This is a genomic window from Povalibacter sp., from assembly GCF_036520495.1.
Lineage (GTDB): Bacteria > Pseudomonadota > Gammaproteobacteria > Steroidobacterales > Steroidobacteraceae > Steroidobacter.
This window is the reverse complement of the sequence record NZ_DATDJO010000018.1, coordinates 139,185-157,375: the sequence shown is the minus strand read 5'-3', so window position 1 is coordinate 157,375 and position 18,191 is coordinate 139,185. Positions and strand designations below refer to the sequence as shown.

The following is an 18,191-nucleotide window of genomic DNA, read 5'->3' as shown; positions in this document are numbered from 1 at the left end:
AGCCGCGTATCAGCCGCCGTGCTCGGAGGCGGCCAGCTCGCCGATCAGCGTAAACAATTGCGGTTCACCGCCAGCCATGCCGACGTCGGTCTTGTACTTGCCGTTCACGAGGAGCGTGGGTACGGACTCGATGCGGTAGCGCCGATTGAGAAAGTCCGCGCGCTGCAGCTTGCTTTCCACCGAGAAGGAAGAGAAGGCATTCTGGAACTCGTCGGCGCTCACGCCGTGCTTGCGGAAGAACGCTGTGATCTTGTCGACGGTGTTGAGCTGGTTCCCCTCGACGTTGATCGCACGGAAGATCGGCGCGTGCAGCTCTTCCAGCTTGCCCAGCAGCTCGGCGGTGTAATACACCCGCGCGTGCATCCGCGTCATTTCGTTCCACATGGCCGGCACGCGCACGAAGTCGACGTACGCCGCCTTGCCCTTGCCGCGCCATGATTCGATCGCCGGATCGAGCGCGAAGCAGTGGCCACAGCCATACCAGAACACTTCGACGACCTCGACCTTGCCCGGTGGGACGCTGGTTGGTTGCGCCGGTACGACTTTCGAATAGTTGGCGCCTTCCTTGAATTGCGAGGACGTCGGTGGCGTCGTTGCGGGGCCGCCCATACGCAGCATGGGCTGCGTCGTCGACGGCGTGTTGTCAGCGACCGTTTCGCCGCCATCGTCCGTTTCGCTGATCGTTTCGGTGGGTGTCGTCGCGGCTGGGGATTCAGCAGCCGGGGTTGCGTCCGTCGGTTCGGCAGGCGAGGCTTCGGGAACGATGGGTGCCGGGACAGCGGACTCGGCCGCCGGCGCCTGTTCGCTTGGCGTAGGCGACTGCTTGCTGCCGCAGGCCGCAAGCGTGACGAGCATCAGCAGAGCTGCACACGAAGCACCGGATCTGTTCATGAAGTGACCTCGACGGAAGAATTAATGATTTTTAGCGCAGACCTTGTACGTAGGCAGCAACCGCGGAGATCTCCTCGTCGCTGAGCGAACCCGCTACGTCGCGCATCATCTGATTCTGATCCGTCTGCCGGGTTCCATTGCGATACGCCTTCAGCTGCGCTTCCACATAGCTGGTGTGCTGACCGCGGATCGACGGATATAGGGCGGTCGGGTTGCCGTGACCCGAGGGGCCATGGCACGAACCGCAGGAGGCGATGCCTTCCTTCGTATTGCCACCGCGGAACAGACGCTCGCCGAGCGCCACCTTGCTGGAGTCGGCTTCGAGGCCGTTGGCGGTCTGCGCGGCGTAGTAAGCGCCCAGATCTTCCATGTCGGCGTCCGACAGTGTGGCAGCCATCGGGCTCATCAAGGCGTTCTGGCGTGCGCCGGATTTGAATGCCTTGAGCTGTTTGACGATGTACTGACTATGCTGGCCGGCGAGCGAAGGCCATTCCGGGTTGACGCTGTTGCCGTCAACGCCATGACACGCGACGCAGGTTGCAGACTTTGCCTGGCCCGCGTCGACGGAGCCCTCGGCAAACGCAGACGCGCTCAGGCACAGCGCAGACAACACGACGATCGGCTGAAACTTCATCAGTCACACTCCAGGACCATTTATTCGGAGGGCGCGGTACGTGGCCAGGCACGCGCGCCATGAGGCTTAAAAGGCGCAGAATTGTACACTACGCGCCGCTGCGGCCAACGCGGCTCCACCAGGCCTCCTCGAAGACCCTCATGCCGCAATTCCCTGAAGCACAATTCCTCCTCAGCGCCTGGCAGCCAGGTCAGTTTCCGCCCGATGACGGGCGCGAAGTGGCGTTCGTCGGTCGTTCCAATGCCGGCAAGTCGAGCGCCCTGAATGCGATTACCGGTCGCAAGGATCTGGCGCGCACCAGCAAGACGCCGGGCCGGACACAGCTCATCAATTTTTTTGCCCTCAACAACGGCCACCGGCTGGCGGACCTGCCGGGATATGGCTACGCCAAGGTGCCGGCGGAAATGCAGCGGCATTGGCGCGAACTGCTGAGCCGGTACGTCGAGAAACGCACCTCGCTGGTGGGGCTGGTGGTAGTGATGGATTCACGCCGTGGCATGACGGACTTCGATCGTCAGATGCTTATCTGGAGCGGCGAACGGGAGCTGCCGACCCGCCTGTTGCTGACCAAGTCCGACAAGCTCAGTCGCAGCGAAGCGGCGCGTACCCTCAAGGAAGTCCAGGCGGAAGCGGAGGGCGTCGCGACCGCACAGCTGTTTTCAGCAGTTACGAAGATCGGCGTGGACCAGGCGCGGGGCTGGGTACTGGGAACGCTGAACGCCTAAGTCAAAACCTGAGTCAAAAAAAACCCCGATGGCAGAACCATCGGGGTAGTTGTTACCCGGCATGGGGATGGACCGGGCTACCGTTCGCTCAGGGAGGTCAGCGAACAGGAGCGTCCTGGCCGACGCTCGATAGTTGAGACGCTCCCCCACCGCGAAAGTTCCGCCGGAATTCGCATCCCCGGGCATTAAGAAATCTTCAGAATTTCAGCTGCTTAGGCGTGAGCCGTGGGCCACAGAAAAGGGTGCATTTTTACTGCGTCGATGTCAGGTTTGTTGCAATGGGGCAACAGCTTGCAGGGGATTTCGCGTCGCGAAGAAAAAATGGCCCGAGAGCCACGCAGCGCTTCACAGGAATGTGTAGGTGAACCCCAGGGTCAGCATGTTGAGGTCATCGACATCATCGAGATCGAACTTTTCGTATTCGAGGCGGGCGCTGAGGCTCAGGAAGCGCAGCTGGACGCCAACCCCGTACGCGAAGTCCGTGCTGTCGCTGTCCGCCCCGCCGAACGGGCTGCTCAGTGACGCATCGGAGTTGGCGACGCCGGCCTTGGCATACAGGTCGACTGGGCCGACTGGCAGGAAACCGACTGCAAAAGCAGCGATTGCGCTGACATCCACCTGAGCTCCGGCGTCCTTGACCTTGCCGAAGTCGATGTAGTTGAGCTCCACCGCGAGGAAGTCCAGCGGGCGAAAACCAGCGATCAACTTGAAGCCAGTGTCGTCGCCATCGACGTCGACGGGCCCCGCATCGATGTCCACGTTGGCCTGGCCAACGCCTGCGCCGAGATAGAACCCATTATCCGCGGCCTGGGCCCCTGGCCCCAGCAGCAGCGCCGGACCCGCCAGGGCCGCAGCCAGTAGAAGCGACTTACGCATTCATTCTCTCCATTGTGTGTAGTCAGGAAGATCGCCTTCCAATGCGCGGCAGGGGCGAAGGGTTGCGTGGTGGGCGGAACCGCGCGCCGGCAGGGATCTCTCGATCCTTCAGTGCGCCTCGTCCCAGTTGAGGCCTGAGCCCGCGTCCACCTTGAGGGGGACGTGCAGCTCAGCAGCACTGCTCATGAGAGTTCGAATTTGCGACATGAGTTCGTCCTTGGCCGCCTCGCGAACTTCGAAGACCAGTTCGTCGTGCACCTGCATGATCAATCGCGCATCGAAGCGGGATTCGAACAGCCAGCGATCCACTTCGATCATGGCGCGCTTGATGATGTCTGCGGCGGTTCCCTGCATCGGCGCATTGATGGCCGCGCGCTCAGCGGCCTGACGTAGCGCGGCATTGCGCGACGTGATGTCGTTCAGATAGAGCCTGCGGCCGAACACGGTTTCGACATAGCCGCGTGTGCGTGCCAGCTGCCGCGTTTCTTCCATGTAGCGGCGCACACCGGGATAGCGCTCGAAATACAAGTCCACGTACTTCTGTGCTTCGCCGCGTCCGATGCCGAGCTGGCGAGCCAGCCCGAACGCCGACATGCCGTAGATCAGGCCGAAATTGATCGCCTTCGCCGAGCGCCGCTCGTTCGCGGTCACTTCCGCGAGCGGCCTGCCGAATACCTCGGCCGCCGTGGCCTGGTGGATGTCGCGGTCGTCGGCAAATGCCGCCAGCAGTCCGGCATCCGCGGACAGGTGCGCCATGATGCGCAGCTCGATCTGCGAATAGTCCGCGGCGACGATGCAGTAGCCCGGTGGCGCGACGAACGCCTGGCGTATGCGGCGCCCCTCCTGCGAACGGATCGGAATGTTCTGCAGATTCGGATCCTGCGATGACAAGCGCCCCGTTGCAGCGACGGCCTGATGATAGGACGTGTGTACGCGACCTGTGGAGCGGTTGATCTGTAGCGGCAGCTTGTCCGTGTAGGTCGATTTCAGTTTCGCGCAGGCGCGATAGTCCAGGATGAGCTTCGGCAGCTCGTAGCTGGCGGCGAGTTCTTCCAGCACCGCTTCGGCCGTGGACGGCTGTCCGGTAGGAGTCTTCGCGAGCACGGGCAGGCCGAGCTTGCCGAACAGGATTTCCTGCAGCTGCTTCGGCGATTCGAGCGAGAAGGGCCCGCCGCCTGCGGCGTGAGCCTGGGTCTCGATGTCGCGCATGCGCAGCGCCAGTTCGCTGCTTTGTTGCCGCAGTTGCCCGCCATCGATCAGCACGCCGGTCTGCTCCATGCGCAGCAGCACATCGACGAGCGGCTGCTCGATGGTCTCGTAGAGCTGCTTGAGTGCCGGAACCGCCTCGATCTTTTCCCACAGGTGTCGATGCAGTTGCAGCGTGATGTCGACGGCCTCGCCGGCGTACTCCAGCGCCTGGTCGAGCGACACCTGGTTGAAGCCGATCTGCTTGGCTCCCTTGCCGGTGAGCGATCCGTACTCGATCAGATCGATGCCGAGATACTTTCTCGCAATCGCGTCGAGCTCATGGCGCGTCGCGGTGCTGTTCCACACATAGGACTCGAGCATGGAGTCGAAGCGCAGTCCGCGCAGTTCGACGCCGTGGCGCTTCAATACGTGAGCGTCGTACTTCAGGTGATGCCCGAGCTTGGCGGGCGTTGTACTTTCCAGCAGCGGGCGCAATTCGCGCAGGACGTCGTCGAGCGACAACTGCGACGGCGCGCCCGCATAGTTGTGCGCAACGGGGATATAAGCCGCGCTGCCGGGCTCGGTAGCCAGGGCGAGACCCACGATATCCGCCGCCATGTAGTCGAGCGACGTTGTCTCTGTACGTAACGCGATGACGCTTGCGTGTTGCAGCCTGGCAATCCAGGCGCGCAGCGATTCGAGCGTCGTGAGCAACTCGTAATGGTGCGGCGGGCGCGGCAGCACCGGAGCGTCCGTCGCCGGGATGGCGGTTGCCGTTGCGGCAGGCGTATCCGCTTCCACGCCGGCGAGGCTGCGCAGCAATGAGCGCAATTCCAGACGCGTGAACAGTTCCCGAAGTTTTTCGCGATCCGGCTCGACCGCCACCAGGGATTCCAGCGTCGCTTCGAGCTCGAGGTCACAGTGGAGTGTCGCCAGCTTGCGAGACAGTTCGAGGCTGCCGAGACTCGCACGCAGGCTCTCGCCGACCTTGCCGGAAATGGCCTCGGCGTTCTTCACCAGGGCATCGAGCGTGCCGTATTCGTTGAGCCACTTGGCGGCCGTCTTCGGCCCGACCTTTGGTACGCCGGGAATGTTGTCGACCGTGTCGCCGACCAGGGCGAGGTAGTCGACGATCTGTTCCGGAAAAATATCGAACTTTGCCTTCACGCCGGCACGATCGAGTCGCGAGCCGGTCATCGTGTTGACCAGCGCGATGCGCTCATTGACCAGCTGCGCCATGTCCTTGTCGCCGGTCGAGATGAGCACGTCGATATCCTGCGCCGCACCTTGCCTGGCGAGCGTGCCGATGACGTCATCGGCCTCGACTCCTTCGATGCGCAACAACGGCAATCCCATGGCACGCACGCAATCGAGCAGCGGCTGCAACTGCGAGCGCAGATCGTCGGGCATGGGCTGGCGCGTTGCCTTGTACGCCTCGAACAGATCGTCGCGGAACGTGCGCCCGGGCGCATCGAAGACGACGGCGATCAGTTGCGGTGCCTCTTCCTTGATCAGCTTCTGCAGCATGTTGATCACGCCGTAGACCGCACCGGTCGGCTCGCCCCGCGAATTGCTCAGGGGCGGCAGCGCATGAAACGCGCGATACAGATAGGACGAGCCGTCGACGAGGACGAGCTTGCGACGATCGCTCATGACTCAATTACCCGACGGCGGCGTGGCCGGGCGATCGGGATCGATTGACGGCGGGGTCGCAGGTTCGGTCGGTGCAGGAACTTTCTGGCTCTGTGGCGCCGGAGGTTGTGCAGGGACGGACTTCTTCTTGCCGTTGACGATGGATTCTTCGCCGACCGTCTGCGCCTGATCGTCCGGGCGATACAACGGACCCTTCTGGCCGCAGCCCTGGAGTACCGCAGAGGTTGTCAGCAACGACAGACAGGCGATGCGAGCGAAGTAAAACGACGAGGTGCGCATCGCCGCAGTATAGCCAACGAGCGTGGACCCTGTCGGTCTGAGGAACTGCTACGCGATATCGAGGATCGCCATCGTGATGCGCGAAATACAGACCAGCCGATCCTGCTCATCCGTGATGCGGATTTCCCAGACATGACTGCGCCTGCCGATATGCAACGGCCGCGCCGTGCCGATGACGAAGCCGTCCTTGATCGCACGCACGTGATTCGCGTTGATCTCCTGGCCGACGCCGCGCTGCGTCGATCGATCGATGACCAGTCCGGCGCCGGTGCTGCCCAGCGTCTCGGCCAGCGCCACCGATGCGCCTCCGTGCAGAATGCCGAAAGGTTGGCGCGTGCGATCGTCCACTGGCATGCGTGCGCGCACGAAATCAGCACCGATCTCGGTGAACTCGATGCCGATATGCCGCGGCATGCCGACGTTGAGCGCGTGAACCTGCTCGAGGGTGGTGGGTTGGAACCAGATCATGATGAACGTGAGGAAGGTGGCGAGGGCTCAAGAGTAGCGGCTGCGTACGCTGGAATCACTCAGCGAACGCCTTTATCCGCAGGCCCAACCTTCGGCACTTTCGTGACCTTCGTCACTTCTTTTTCAGCTTCTCGCCAACTCGGCGATAGGCCTCGCGGAACGGAATGCCTTCCTTCACGACCAGTTCATTCGCGTCCGCCGCGGCATGAATCGACGGATCCAGGCGAATGCGATCCTTGCGGAAGCGCACACCCGCGAGCGCAGACGGGAGAATGGCGAGGGTATCGAGGCACAGGTCGATGCCACGGAACAACGGCACCTTGATGAGCTGCAGATCGCGCTGATAGCCCGAGGGCAGTTTGGCGACGATGCCCATGACTTCGAGCAGGCAGGCGTGCGCCGTTGCCGTGCGACCGCGGATCAGCTCGAACACGTCGGGATTGCGTTTCTGCGGCATGATCGACGAGCCGGTCGTGAACGCATCCGGCAGTTCGACGAACGAGAACTCCTGCGTATAGAACAGCATCAGGTCGGCAGACAGCCGGCCGACGTCCTGCATGGTCATCGCGATCTCGAACAGCAGCTGTGCTTCGGCCTTGCCGCGCGACAGCTGCACTGCGGTGACGGGGTCGTGCACGGTGTCGAAGCCAAGACGCTTGCGTGTGTCTTCGCGATCAATCGGCAGATTCGGTGAGCCATATCCGGCCGCGGAGCCCAGCGGGCTTTTCTGCACCCGGCGCTTCACGCTGGCGAGGGCTTCGGCATCGTCGCGCAGTTCGCTGGCAAAGCCGCCGGCCCACAGAGCGACCGTGCTGGGCATCGCCTGCTGCATGTGCGTGTAGCCCGGCAGCTGGATTTCGCCTTCGCGCTGCGCGAGTTCATCGAGTGAACCGGCTGCTGCGGTAACGCCGGACTGCAATTCGTCGATGGCATCGCGCAGGTACAACCGCAACGCGGTCAGCACCTGGTCGTTGCGGGAGCGGCCCAGGTGCACGCGCTTGCCGGCGTCACCGATCCGCGCAGTCAGCAGATTCTCGAGGGCAGTCTGCCCGTCCTCGTGTTCGAGCAATACGCTCCAATCGCCGCGCGCGTGCTCTGCGGCGATCGCATTCAATCCATCGCGGATCGCGTCGAGATCCTGCTTATCGAGCAGGCCCTGGGCACTGAGCATTTCCGCGTGCGCGATCGACGCGCGCACGTCATACGCCACGAGTCGATTGTCCAGCGCGTGATCGTCACCCGCCGTGTAACGCAGAACGCGTTCGTCGAGCGGGGCGCCTTTGTCCCAGAGTCTCGTCATGGAGCAACTCCATGGCGAGAGGCCGTAGGCCGTAGGCCGTAGGCTATGGGTCGGAAAGAAGAGTTGAGGCGCATGGCGTGCGTATCTTGGATCAGGGGCATGACTCGAGGATGAGGTGACTTCGGTCTCTTGCTACAGCCTGGAGCCCAGGGCCTACAGCCTTCCGCAAGCGGCGTCAGCCCGCTTGCTGTTCCGCCTTCGACAGACCGCTGATGTCGTCGACGACCAGCGTGCCGGTGCCTTCGTTCGTGAACACTTCCGCGAGGATGCTGTCGGGCGATTTGTACGAGATCACATGCACGCGACGGACGCCGCCGCGGATCGCATCTTCGATTGCTTTCGCCTTCGGCAGCATGCCGTCTTTCAGGCTGCCCTGATCCTTGAGGCGCTTCAGGCCGCGCAGATCGGTGTAGGAAATGATCGAACGCGGATCTTCGAGGGATTCGAGAATGCCGGGCGCGCCGGTGCAGAGCATCAGCTTCTCGGCCTTGAGCGCACCGCCGATCGCCGCTGCAACCGTGTCGGCGTTGATGTTGAGCAACTGTCCCGAGTCATCGGCCGATACCGGACTCACGACCGGCATCAGACCGTCGTCGAGCAGCTGCTGCAGGACGCGGGCGTCGATCAGGTCGATGTCGCCCACGAAGCCGTAGTCGATGAGGGTGCCTTCGACCTGCACCGGCGGACGCTTGTGCGCGCGCACGAGGCCGGCATCGACGCCGCTGACGCCGACTGCGGCGATGTCCAGTTCACGGCAGATGCCGAGGATCTGGGTGTTGACGAGGCCATTCAGCACCATGCTGGTGACTTCGATGGACTTCTCGTCCGTGACGCGGCGTCCGGCGACGATCTGCGGCTTGATGCCGAGCGTTTCCTGGATCTGCGTTAGCTGCGGGCCACCGCCATGAACCAGCACGACGCGGATGCCGACCTGGTGCAGGATCGCGACCTGCTCGATCAGCGTGCGCGTCGACGCCACATCCGCGAATACGCCGCCGCTCGCCTTGATGACGAACACTTTGCCCTTGTACATGCGGATGTACGGCGCTGCGCGGCGCAGCGCACGAACGGCAACGGAAGGATCGGTACGGAGCACGGGAGGAATACCTCGGAGTAGAAGAAGAGAAGGGTCTAGGCGCTAGGCTCTAGTTAGAAAAACCATCGAGTATTCATGCTGGCGCCTAGCGCCTAGCGCCTAGCCTCGCAAGAGGCGATAAAGCACCGCCATCTGCACCACCATTCGATTGAACGCTTCGCGGATCACGACGCTGCGCGGACCGTCCAGCACTTCATCGGCCACGGCGACATTACGCCGAACCGGCAGGCAATGCATGAAGTGGCAATCCTTGTCCGCCGTCTTGAACCAGCTTTCCTTGATGCACCAGTCGCCCAGGTACTCGCGCAGGCGCGTTTCGGCTTCGGCGTCACCGTAGTGCTGCGGCGAACCCCATTCCTTCGCGTAGATCACATGGGCACCTGCGAGCGCTTCGCTGCGATCGTTGGTCTCGCGCACGGAACCGCCGGAGGCTTTCGCTGCCTGATGAGCTTTTTCCATTATGGGTTGCGGCAACGCAAAGCCATCAGGTCGCAGCACCACGACTTCCATGCCGCGCTGCGCAGCCATGTGAACGGTGGCCGAGGGCACGGCCAGCGGCAGCGCACGCGGATGATTCGCCCAGCTCAGTACGAATTTGCCGCGCTCGGGCACTCGCAGTTCATCCATCGTGTGCCAGTCGGCAAGCGCCTGACAGGGATGATTCATGGCCGATTCCATGTTCACCAGTGGCTTGTCGCACAGGTCCGCCATCATCCTGAAACCCGTCTCGGCGAGATCCGCGCTCAGATTGCGGCCTTCGGCGAACATGCGAATGCCGATGGCATCGCAATACGAGGCCAGCACCGGCACGGCTTCACGCACGTGTTCCGCTGCCGCGCCGTTCATGACGGCGCCCAGGTGCGTTTCCATCTGCCACGTGCCCTGTCCCGGCGTGATGACGACGGCTTTGCCGCCCAGGCGCATCATTGCGCTCTGGAACGACGCCAGCGTGCGCAGCGACGGGTTCAGGAACAGCAGGCCGAGTACTTTGCCTGCGAGCGCTTTCGGTTGCGGATGCTGCTGCAGCCGTGAAGCAAGCCCGAGCAGATCTCTGATCTGCTCGCGGGGGAAATCGGCCAGGTCGAGGAAACGGTTCATAGGTGATTTCTTGTGACTTGATTACTTGCCGATGCGATTGAGTGCCTCGGCCAGCTGGTCCACATGCGCGCTTTCCAGAACATACGGCGCCAGGATGCGCACGACATTCGGATCGCCGCTGGTGCCGGTGAGGATATCGAGCTTCAGGAGTTCGGCCTGCACATCCTTCGCGGGGCGCGACGTGCGCAGGCCGAGCAGCAGTCCGGCGCCCTGCGCGCCAATGACCGGGCCGACCATGCACTTCTCGCGGATCTCCGCGGAGCGTGCGCGAACGTTCTCGAGCAGTTTTTCGGATTCGATGATGTCGATGACCGCTTCCACGACGGCGCAGGCCATCGGACCGGCGCCGAACGTCGTGCCGAGCGAATCAAGCTTCATGTACTGCGCGACATGATCGGCCACCAGCACGGCTGACACGGGGAAGCCTGCGCCGAGCGCCTTGGCAGTCGTGATGATGTCCGGAGTGATGCCATACATGTTGGCCGCAAACGGGTAGCCGGTGCGGCCCACGCCACACTGCACTTCATCGAAAATCAGGATCGAGCCATTCTCGCTGCAGCGCGTGCGCAGCGCCTGCAGGAATTCCGGCGGCAGATCGAGTGCACCCGCAACGCCCTGCACGGGCTCGACGATGACCGCCGCGGTCTTGTCGTTGACGAGCGTCGCGAGCTTGCCCGCGTCGGTCGGCTTGATGAACGTCACGTCGAATGGCTTGTTGGGGAAGCCGTACCATTTCTTTTCCGCGCCCCACGTGACTGCGCCTGCAGCCGCCGTGCGACCGTGGAACGAGCCTTCGACAGCAATCACTTCCGTGCCGCCGGTCATCTTGAAGGCCAGCTTCAGGGCATTTTCGTTGGCTTCCGCGCCGGAGTTGACGAAGAAAATGGTGTCGAGGCCCAGCCCGCAGAAATTGGCGAGTTTCGTTGCTGCACGACGCCGCACATCGAGCGGCACGGCGTTGCTCTGGAAGCAGAGCTGGCGCGCCTGCTGCGTCAGTGCTTCCACCCAGCGCGGGTGGTTGTAGCCCAGCGCGGCGACGGCATGACCGCCGTAGAGGTCCAACACCTTGCGGCCATCGGGTGTGTGCAGATACACGCCTTGCGCGTCCACGACTTCGAGCGGGAAATGCGCGAAGACGGGCGCGAGGTGATCCTTCAATGGCGCGAGCGGGGCCTTCGGTTCTCTCAGCGGAATGACGTTGCTCATGATGTGCTCAGGTCCAGCCTGCGGCCGGCGTCAGTAGCCCGGTGGTCTCGTCCAATCCAAAGACGCGATTCAGCCATTGCATCGCACCGCCGGCGGCGCCCTTGGTGAGATTGTCGATCGCGCATGTCGCAACGACGCTGCTGCCGTTGGCGGCGCCGCTCAGGAACGCGTAATTGCTGGTCGCGACGTCCTTGATGTGCGGCATCTCCGCGTTCACACGCACGAAGGGCTTGCCGGCATAGAACTGCTTCAATGCATCGACGACATCGGCAGTCTTGAGCGGGCGTTTGGCCACGGCTTGCACGGTGACATGAATGCCGCGGGCGAATGGCCCCGAATGCGGTACGAAATTGAACTCAGCCGCGACATCGCTGGCCGTTTGCGCCAGTGCCGTGATTTCCGGCGTGTGACGGTGTGCCAACGGGTTGTAGGCGTACAGATCGCTGTGACGTTGCGGATGATGCGTCCCGGCGACGGGCGAACGGCCCGAGCCCGTACTGCCAGTGATGCCGCTCACGAACAGGCGCGGTTCGACCAGGCCGAGCTTCAGCAGTGGCACGCTCGACAACAGCACGGCGGTCGCAAAGCAGCCCGGATGGGCCACATGCGGCGTCGTCAGTGTGGCGAGATGTTCCGGCACCGCGCAGCTGAACTGCGTGAGCCGTGCCGGTGCGCCGTGCGCATGCTTGTAAACGGCCTCGTAGGCGCCGGCCGTCGAATAACGATAGTCCGCGGAGATGTCGATCACGCGCGGCTTCGTGCCCCTGGCCTCGGCGACTTTCAGCAGATCGTCGATGAGTTGTGCGGCCACGCCATGCGGTGCGGCGGAGATGATCGCGCACTGCGGCAATGAACCGACCAGTTCCTTGATCTGGTCGAGACTCGAGAACTGCAGGTCCGGATACACGGGTGCCAGATGCGCGAATGACTTCGCCACCGATGCGCCGGGCTGACTGTCGGACAGGATGGCCCGCAATTCGATCGACGGATGAATGGCGATCAGGCGCAGCAGTTCACCGGCCACATAGCCGGTGCCGCCAAGCACGATTGCAGGAATCTTCTGACTCATCGCCTTACTCCGTGTCCGCCTGGGCGGCCACTTTCGGCACCAGCTTCAGCGACTCGATCACCCGGTCACCCAGTGCGGCGCCATCCGTGATGGCGTTGAATGCGGGCACGCCGAACTTGTCGCGAATGATGTTCACGCCGACGGCATTGTCGGTCGCAGGGCCGGTGACCACCGAGGGTTCGATGCCGAACTGTTCGCGCAGCAGCTTCACGCCGCCCCACGCGGCAACGGGGTCGTTGGCAGACAGCACGACGCTCGTCAGAACGGTGCGGATGTCCGGCGCCGACAGGATCGCTTCGACGCCGTAGGCGCCGAGGATGCCGTCGCCCAGTTCGAAGACGATCACATCCGGTTCGCCTTCCGACATTTCGGTGAGCAAGGCGCGCGTGATGGCGGGACCGTTTTTCCCCGTCGTCGTCACGACACCCAGATCCGTGAAAATCATGCTGCGCCGGGCGCCGGCGTCTTCCATCGCGAGAATGTCGCGACGCAGGGAAACGCCTGTGGCCTTGAAGGCATGCACGGTCAGGCCGCGATGCCGCATGCGCGAGACGATGGCGCACGCCGCTGCTGTCTTGCCGGCTTCCATGCAGGTGCCGGCCAGCGCGACGACCGGCACATTGCGGGTGTTCACCGCGATGTTGTAGTCGAGGCGACGATAGCCGACGCGCGCCGGCACGCCGATGCGTTCGCCGAGGTAGGGGAACTGCAGCACGACACCGATGACTCTCGCATCGAACGGCCGGCCCTTTTCGGGATTGGCCGAATCGACCACGCCGAGCACGCCGCCGATGTTCAGTACCTGGATGATGTCGCCTTCCTTCACCGACTCCGGCAGATGGCCGGAGTAGCCGAACAGCGCCTGCCGATGACCGAGCGCACCGACGATGACATCGCCCTTGGCAACCTTCGCCATGCGGCCACTGGTCAGTTCGAGCGTGTTGTACGTCGACTTGTTGGTGAGGATTTCCACGACCAGCACCACGCCTTCCTCGCAGGGAATGTCGGTGGTGGCGACGCGCAGTTCACGACCCAGGTTCAGCGCCTGGGTGATGGAAGCGATCTTGTCGACGACAACGGTCTTCATTTGCGGATTGCACCTATGAGGTTGTGAAACGAACTATTGATCTTTACCGGCCCGGGTCCAGAACATTCCCGGCAGGCCGACCATCTTCGAGAAGCCCAGCGCATCGGCGGCAGTCCACTCGCCGGCGGCTTCGCCGTACACGCCTTTCGATGCCGCCATGATGGAGTAGGGCGAGGTCACGCCTTCGATGAAGGCATTGCCGGGGCGGTACAGCACTTTCACATCGCCGGTTACGCGCGCCTGTGAGTTCACGAACAGAGTCTCGATGTCGCGGCACACCGGGTCGAGATGCTGGCCTTCGTGCACCAGATCGCCATAGGGGCCTGCCACCATTTCCTTGATGCGCTGCTGGCGGCCCGTCATGACGAGCTTCTCCAGTTCGCGATGCGCGCTGATCAGCACTTCGGCCGCCGGTGCCTCGAACGCGACGCGACCCTTGGTGCCGATGATGGTGTCGCCCAGGTGAATGCCGCGGCCGATGCCGAACTTCGCGCCGATGGTTTCCAGTTGTTCGATCACGGCGACCGCACCGAGCGTGGCGCCATCGAGACGGACCGGCACGCCCTGCTCGAACCCGATCGTGTGCGACTGCGGCGCGCTCGGCTTCGCGAACGCATCCTTCGACAACACCCAGGCATGGTCGGGAATGCTGCCATCGGAGGTCAGCGTTTCCTTGCCGCCGATCGTCACTCCCCACAGGCCGCGATTCACGGAATAGGCGGCACCGTACGGCGGCACGGTGAGTTTGCGATCTTCGAGATACTTGAGCTGCTCAGGACGCTTGAACGCCTTGTCGCGCACCGGTGCGAGGATCGTCAGTTCCGGCGCGAGCGTGCGCAGGGCGACTTCGAAACGCACCTGATCATTGCCGGCGGCGGTGCAGCCGTGGGCCACGATCTTCGTGCCGAGCTTGCGCGCCCATTCCGCAATGGTCTGCGCCTGCATCACGCGCTCTGCGCCGACGCACAGCGGATACATCTGGCCGCGCTTGATGTTGCCCATGATCAGGTACTTGAGCACCTGGTCGTAATAACCCTGCTTGGCTTCGACCAGGATGTGGTCCTGCGCGCCGAGTGCGCGGGCACGCTGATCGAGCACTTTCGCTGCCTCGGCATCGATGCCGCCGGTATCGACAGTGACGGTGACGATCGGTCGGCCGTAGTTCTCTTTCAACCAGGGAACGAGGAACGACGTGTCGAGGCCGCCGGAGAAGGCGAGCAGGATGGGTTCGGAGCCGGGAGCAAGTGTGTCGGTCATGGTGCGTACTGACTTAAATGAAGTTCATTCCCTCCCCCGCTCCGCGAGGGAGGGCAGGAGGAGCTGGTTCAGATCCTGAAATTTTCGCGCAGGCGCTCGCGCAATTTGCGTTGGGCGCGTGAGTCTTCGGTGGCGATGAAAATGGTGTCATCGCCGGAAATCGTCCCCACGACTTCGGGCCAGTCTGATTTGTCGATGGCGACGGCCACGCTCTGTGCGGTGCCCGTGGTGGTTTTCACGACGGTGAGCGAATCGCCCGCCGTGCGTACATCGACCACGAAGCTCGCGACCGCGGCGAAATGGCCCGCTGCCAGGGGTTCTTCGGCCGCCAGAATGTAGTGATCGCCGGCCTTGGCCACGCCGAGTTCGCGCAGATCGCGGCTGACGCTCGACTGAGTCGCGTCGATTCCCTGCTTGTGCAGCGCCTTCACCAGTTCGTCCTGATTGCGCACGGTCGACTCCCGGATGATCCGGACGATCGCGGCACGACGGGAAATGGATTGGCGGATTTCGGCGGCCATGGCGACTGGAGCAGGGATTCACCTTTGCATAAAAACGCGCGCATGTTGCATAAATATGCAGCGCGCGTCAATAGCATTCTGCGCCCCGATCAGCTTGCCCCCAGCAGCTTGCGATTCCTCCACGCGCCGTCCGCCGCATAGATCACCAGCGCCGACCAGATCAGGGCGAAACCCATGACGCGCGGACCGTGGAAAGGCTCGTGAAATACCAGCACGCCCAGCAACAACTGCAGGGTCGGTCCGATGTATTGCATCAGTCCGACGGTTGAGTAAGGCAGGCGTCGCGCTCCATAGGCGAACAGGACCAAGGGAATCGCAGTGAGCGGGCCGCCGAAGACCAGCAGCAGATCCATCTTCAGGCCAGTGTGCCCGATCACTCCGGTGCCGGCGATCTCGCACCAGACCACGTAGCCCAGGCCGATCGGCAGCAGCATGAGCGTCTCCGCCCCGAATCCGGCCAATGCAGCCACCTGCACCACCTTGCGCACGAATCCATAGAGACTGAAGGTGACCGCCAGGATGAGCGCAATCCACGGTGGCTGGCCGGCGCTCCAGGTCAGATAGGCGACGCCGCTGCCGGCGATGGCCACGGCGATCCATTGAACCGGGTTCAGTCGTTCCGACAGCAGGACCACACCGAGCAGCACGTTCACCAGTGGATTGATGAAGTAGCCGAGGCTCGTTTCGACCACTCGGTTATTGGCGATACCCCAGACGTAGGTGATCCAGTTGGTGCTGACCAGCGCCGCGCTGGTGAACAGTCGCAACCGCACGCGCGGATCTTGCAGCGCCGCACCGACGCCGCCGAGTTCCTTGCGCAGGGCGAGCCAGCCCAATGCAAACAAGCAACCCCAGGCCAGGCGGTGCGCCGTCACTTGCAGGACGGGAACAGTCTGCAGCAGCTTCAGATAAAGCGGCAGCAAGCCCCAGATGAAGAACGCGCCCGCCGCGGCAGCGAGACCGCGTGTATCGGTGGGCGAGGCGGGTGTTGCGATGGCGGGAATGCTCATGAATCACGAAGCATGACGAGGCGGGAGAATAAGACACTTGTCCAACGCCGTCCGCGCTCAGTTGGTGACAGGCGCTGCAATACAGTGTTGCCTGACGATTCGCCGCAGGTGAAGCTTGCTGCATCCCTGCCAGCGGTCACGCCATGTCCAGCACTCTCGATTTCGCACGACGCCTGCTAGCGTTGTCACAAACCGGCCTGCACTTCACGCACGAGGAGTACGACCGCGAGCGCTATCGCGAGATAGTCGAGATCGCGACTGGATTGCTCGCCGCGGAATCACGGCTGCCGGCGGAGCAACTGCGAAAGACGTGGTTCGTCGAAGACGGTTACGCGACACCCAAGATGGACGTCCGCGGCGCCGTATTTCGCGACGATCACGTGTTGCTGGTGCGCGAGACGGTCGACGGCAAGTGGACCTTGCCCGGCGGCTGGGCCGACATCAACGACACGCCATCGCGCGCCATCGAGAAAGAGATCGAGCAGGAATCAGGATTCACCGCGCGCGCCATCAAACTCGCGGCGCTGTACGACCGCAATCTGCACGATCACCCGGCGTACCTGTTCCATTCCTGGAAGGCGTTCTTCATCTGCGAGATCACCGGTGGCGCAGCCCGCCTCAGTCACGAAACCGATGGCGTGGAATTCTTTCCGCTCGATGCCCTGCCCGAACTCTCGACCGGACGTTCGACGGCGAAACAGATCCGCCGCATGTACGAACATCATCTGCATCGGGAGTGGCCGACGGAGTTTGACTAGAAGGAGAGCGGCCGCAAAAGACCGCATACATCGAGTGTTCGGGATCGGACTCTGCGAACACCTAACCTCTTTTATGCGGTCTTTGGCGGCTGTCCCTTCCTTCTTTCAGTCGCAAAGCACAGCCCGCAACGCCGACACCAGCGACAGCGGCTGATCGAGCAGGACGTGGTGGTGCGATTCCGGAATTTCGATCGGGCCGCGGCCTTGCTGCAGCCGGCGTGTGAGCGCCTCGGCGAGCGGTTTTGTCATGACGATGCTCTGATCGCCGTAGATGACACTGACGGGCATCGCGACCTGCCCGATCAGCGCGGCGTTGTGCGCCGCTTCGGCAGCCGGGTCGTCGATCGTGCGTGCATAGTCTTCGTGAAATTTCCAGGTCCAGCCGTCGGCGACCTGCTTCATCGAATGCATCGCCACGTAGTCGAGCACGTAGGGCGCTGAACAGTTGTGTTCCGGTACCAGTTTGAAGCGCTCGCGCGCTGCCTCGTAGGTGGCGTAGGTCCTCTTGGTTCTGGGCAGGTCCGGGAAACGTTCACGCCGTGGAAATTCGGGAATGGGAATATAGCTGTCGATGATGACTGCGTGTTCGACTCGCTGCGGATGCGCAGCGCACGTGCCCAGCACGCGCGAGCCGCCGAAACTGTGACCGACGAGCGTCACCTGCTCGAATCCCGCGTTATCGATCACCCCTGCGACGTCCTTCACGAAGCACTCGTGACTGTAATGCGCGCGCTGCCCACTGTCGCCCATGCCCGAAAAATCCAGCGCGACCACGCGGAACCGATCGACCAGGTACGGCGCGATGCAGGACCACCAACGTGCGTGGGCACGAAAGCCGTGTGCCAGGAGCAGACCGGGCTTGGTCGTCTCATGCGCATTCCACGTGAGGTAGTGAATCGGTGTCCCGTCGATATCGACGAAATGCGATTGCGTGGGATGGGCGACGGCCTTGCTGAACCAGGCAGGAGTCAGTTCTGTCATGAGGAACGGTTGGCTGCGTCTGGAGCACGCAGTGTGACGGGAGCGCCGCCAAGATGCACTGGTTCTGTCGAGCGAACGGATAAACGCATTCTTG

18 protein-coding genes are annotated in these 18,191 nt (G+C 62.9%); 2 read left to right on the top strand and 16 right to left on the bottom strand.

The genetic code is table 11. The features are described 5' to 3' along the window. Nucleotides 1-9 precede the first annotated feature (9 nt). A complete protein-coding gene (locus VIZ63_RS05965; protein WP_331608615.1) occupies nt 10-891 on the bottom strand; it encodes a DsbA family protein in 882 nt (293 codons plus the stop codon). A gap of 31 nt (nt 892-922) precedes the next feature. Then, entirely contained in the window at nt 923-1,525 is a 603-nt protein-coding gene (locus tag VIZ63_RS05960; protein ID WP_331608614.1) for a c-type cytochrome, read from the bottom strand. 140 nt (nt 1,526-1,665) lie between these two features. Here VIZ63_RS05960 and yihA point away from each other — a divergent pair, with 140 nt between their 5' ends. Beyond that, nucleotides 1,666-2,250, top strand: a complete 585-nt coding sequence (gene yihA / locus VIZ63_RS05955; RefSeq protein WP_331608613.1) for a ribosome biogenesis GTP-binding protein YihA/YsxC — start codon at nt 1,666-1,668, stop codon at nt 2,248-2,250. A gap of 345 nt (nt 2,251-2,595) precedes the next feature. Here yihA and VIZ63_RS05950 read toward each other — a convergent pair whose 3' ends face one another. The 13 genes from VIZ63_RS05950 to rarD form a co-directional block, all read right to left on the bottom strand. Next, nucleotides 2,596-3,126, bottom strand: coding sequence for an outer membrane beta-barrel protein (locus VIZ63_RS05950; RefSeq protein WP_331608612.1), 531 nt, complete (start codon nt 3,124-3,126; stop codon nt 2,596-2,598). Nucleotides 3,127-3,234: 108 nt separating this feature from the next. Beyond that, nucleotides 3,235-5,967 carry a DNA polymerase I gene (gene polA / locus VIZ63_RS05945; protein WP_331608611.1) on the bottom strand — a complete coding sequence of 911 codons (2,733 nt, stop codon included), beginning with the start codon at nt 5,965-5,967 and terminating at the stop codon, nt 3,235-3,237. A gap of 3 nt (nt 5,968-5,970) precedes the next feature. Continuing rightward, the gene (gene lptM / locus VIZ63_RS05940; protein WP_331608610.1) at nt 5,971-6,246 is read right to left on the bottom strand and encodes an LPS translocon maturation chaperone LptM; all 276 of its coding nucleotides are present in this window, start codon (nt 6,244-6,246) and stop codon (nt 5,971-5,973) included. A gap of 48 nt (nt 6,247-6,294) precedes the next feature. Next, on the bottom strand, nt 6,295-6,714 hold the full coding sequence (locus VIZ63_RS05935; protein ID WP_331608609.1) for a hotdog fold thioesterase: 420 nt from the start codon (nt 6,712-6,714) through the stop codon (nt 6,295-6,297). Nucleotides 6,715-6,826: 112 nt separating this feature from the next. After that, nucleotides 6,827-8,014, bottom strand: a complete 1,188-nt coding sequence (gene argH, locus VIZ63_RS05930; protein ID WP_331608608.1) for an argininosuccinate lyase — start codon at nt 8,012-8,014, stop codon at nt 6,827-6,829. Between the two features lie 175 nt (nt 8,015-8,189). Next, nucleotides 8,190-9,110, bottom strand: a complete 921-nt coding sequence (gene argB, locus VIZ63_RS05925) for an acetylglutamate kinase (RefSeq protein ID WP_331608607.1) — start codon at nt 9,108-9,110, stop codon at nt 8,190-8,192. A 99-nt stretch (nt 9,111-9,209) separates the two neighbouring features. Continuing rightward, nucleotides 9,210-10,208: an N-acetylornithine carbamoyltransferase gene (locus VIZ63_RS05920; protein ID WP_331608606.1), complete on the bottom strand. Its 999-nt coding sequence runs from the start codon at nt 10,206-10,208 to the stop codon at nt 9,210-9,212. Nucleotides 10,209-10,229: 21 nt separating this feature from the next. After that, nucleotides 10,230-11,414, bottom strand: a complete 1,185-nt coding sequence (locus VIZ63_RS05915) for an aspartate aminotransferase family protein (RefSeq protein ID WP_331608605.1) — start codon at nt 11,412-11,414, stop codon at nt 10,230-10,232. 7 nt (nt 11,415-11,421) lie between these two features. After that, nucleotides 11,422-12,483, bottom strand: a complete 1,062-nt coding sequence (argC, locus tag VIZ63_RS05910) for an N-acetyl-gamma-glutamyl-phosphate reductase (protein ID WP_331608604.1) — start codon at nt 12,481-12,483, stop codon at nt 11,422-11,424. 4 nt (nt 12,484-12,487) lie between these two features. After that, nucleotides 12,488-13,570: a hypothetical protein gene (locus VIZ63_RS05905; RefSeq protein WP_331608603.1), complete on the bottom strand. Its 1,083-nt coding sequence runs from the start codon at nt 13,568-13,570 to the stop codon at nt 12,488-12,490. 33 nt (nt 13,571-13,603) lie between these two features. Next, the gene (argG, locus tag VIZ63_RS05900; protein WP_331608602.1) at nt 13,604-14,827 is read right to left on the bottom strand and encodes an argininosuccinate synthase; all 1,224 of its coding nucleotides are present in this window, start codon (nt 14,825-14,827) and stop codon (nt 13,604-13,606) included. Between the two features lie 68 nt (nt 14,828-14,895). Next, nucleotides 14,896-15,348, bottom strand: coding sequence for a hypothetical protein (locus tag VIZ63_RS05895; RefSeq protein ID WP_331608601.1), 453 nt, complete (start codon nt 15,346-15,348; stop codon nt 14,896-14,898). 89 nt (nt 15,349-15,437) lie between these two features. Next, nucleotides 15,438-16,358, bottom strand: a complete 921-nt coding sequence (rarD, locus tag VIZ63_RS05890; protein ID WP_331608600.1) for an EamA family transporter RarD — start codon at nt 16,356-16,358, stop codon at nt 15,438-15,440. A 143-nt stretch (nt 16,359-16,501) separates the two neighbouring features. On the opposite strand from rarD, the gene VIZ63_RS05885 reads away from it, so the two are divergent. Further along, nucleotides 16,502-17,116: an NUDIX hydrolase gene (locus VIZ63_RS05885; RefSeq protein ID WP_331608599.1), complete on the top strand. Its 615-nt coding sequence runs from the start codon at nt 16,502-16,504 to the stop codon at nt 17,114-17,116. A 105-nt stretch (nt 17,117-17,221) separates the two neighbouring features. Here the strand turns inward: VIZ63_RS05885 and VIZ63_RS05880 are convergent, their stop codons facing one another. Beyond that, complete coding sequence (locus VIZ63_RS05880; RefSeq protein ID WP_331608598.1) at nt 17,222-18,097, bottom strand: alpha/beta hydrolase; 876 nt, start codon at nt 18,095-18,097, stop codon at nt 17,222-17,224. Nucleotides 18,098-18,191: the final 94 nt, after the last annotated feature.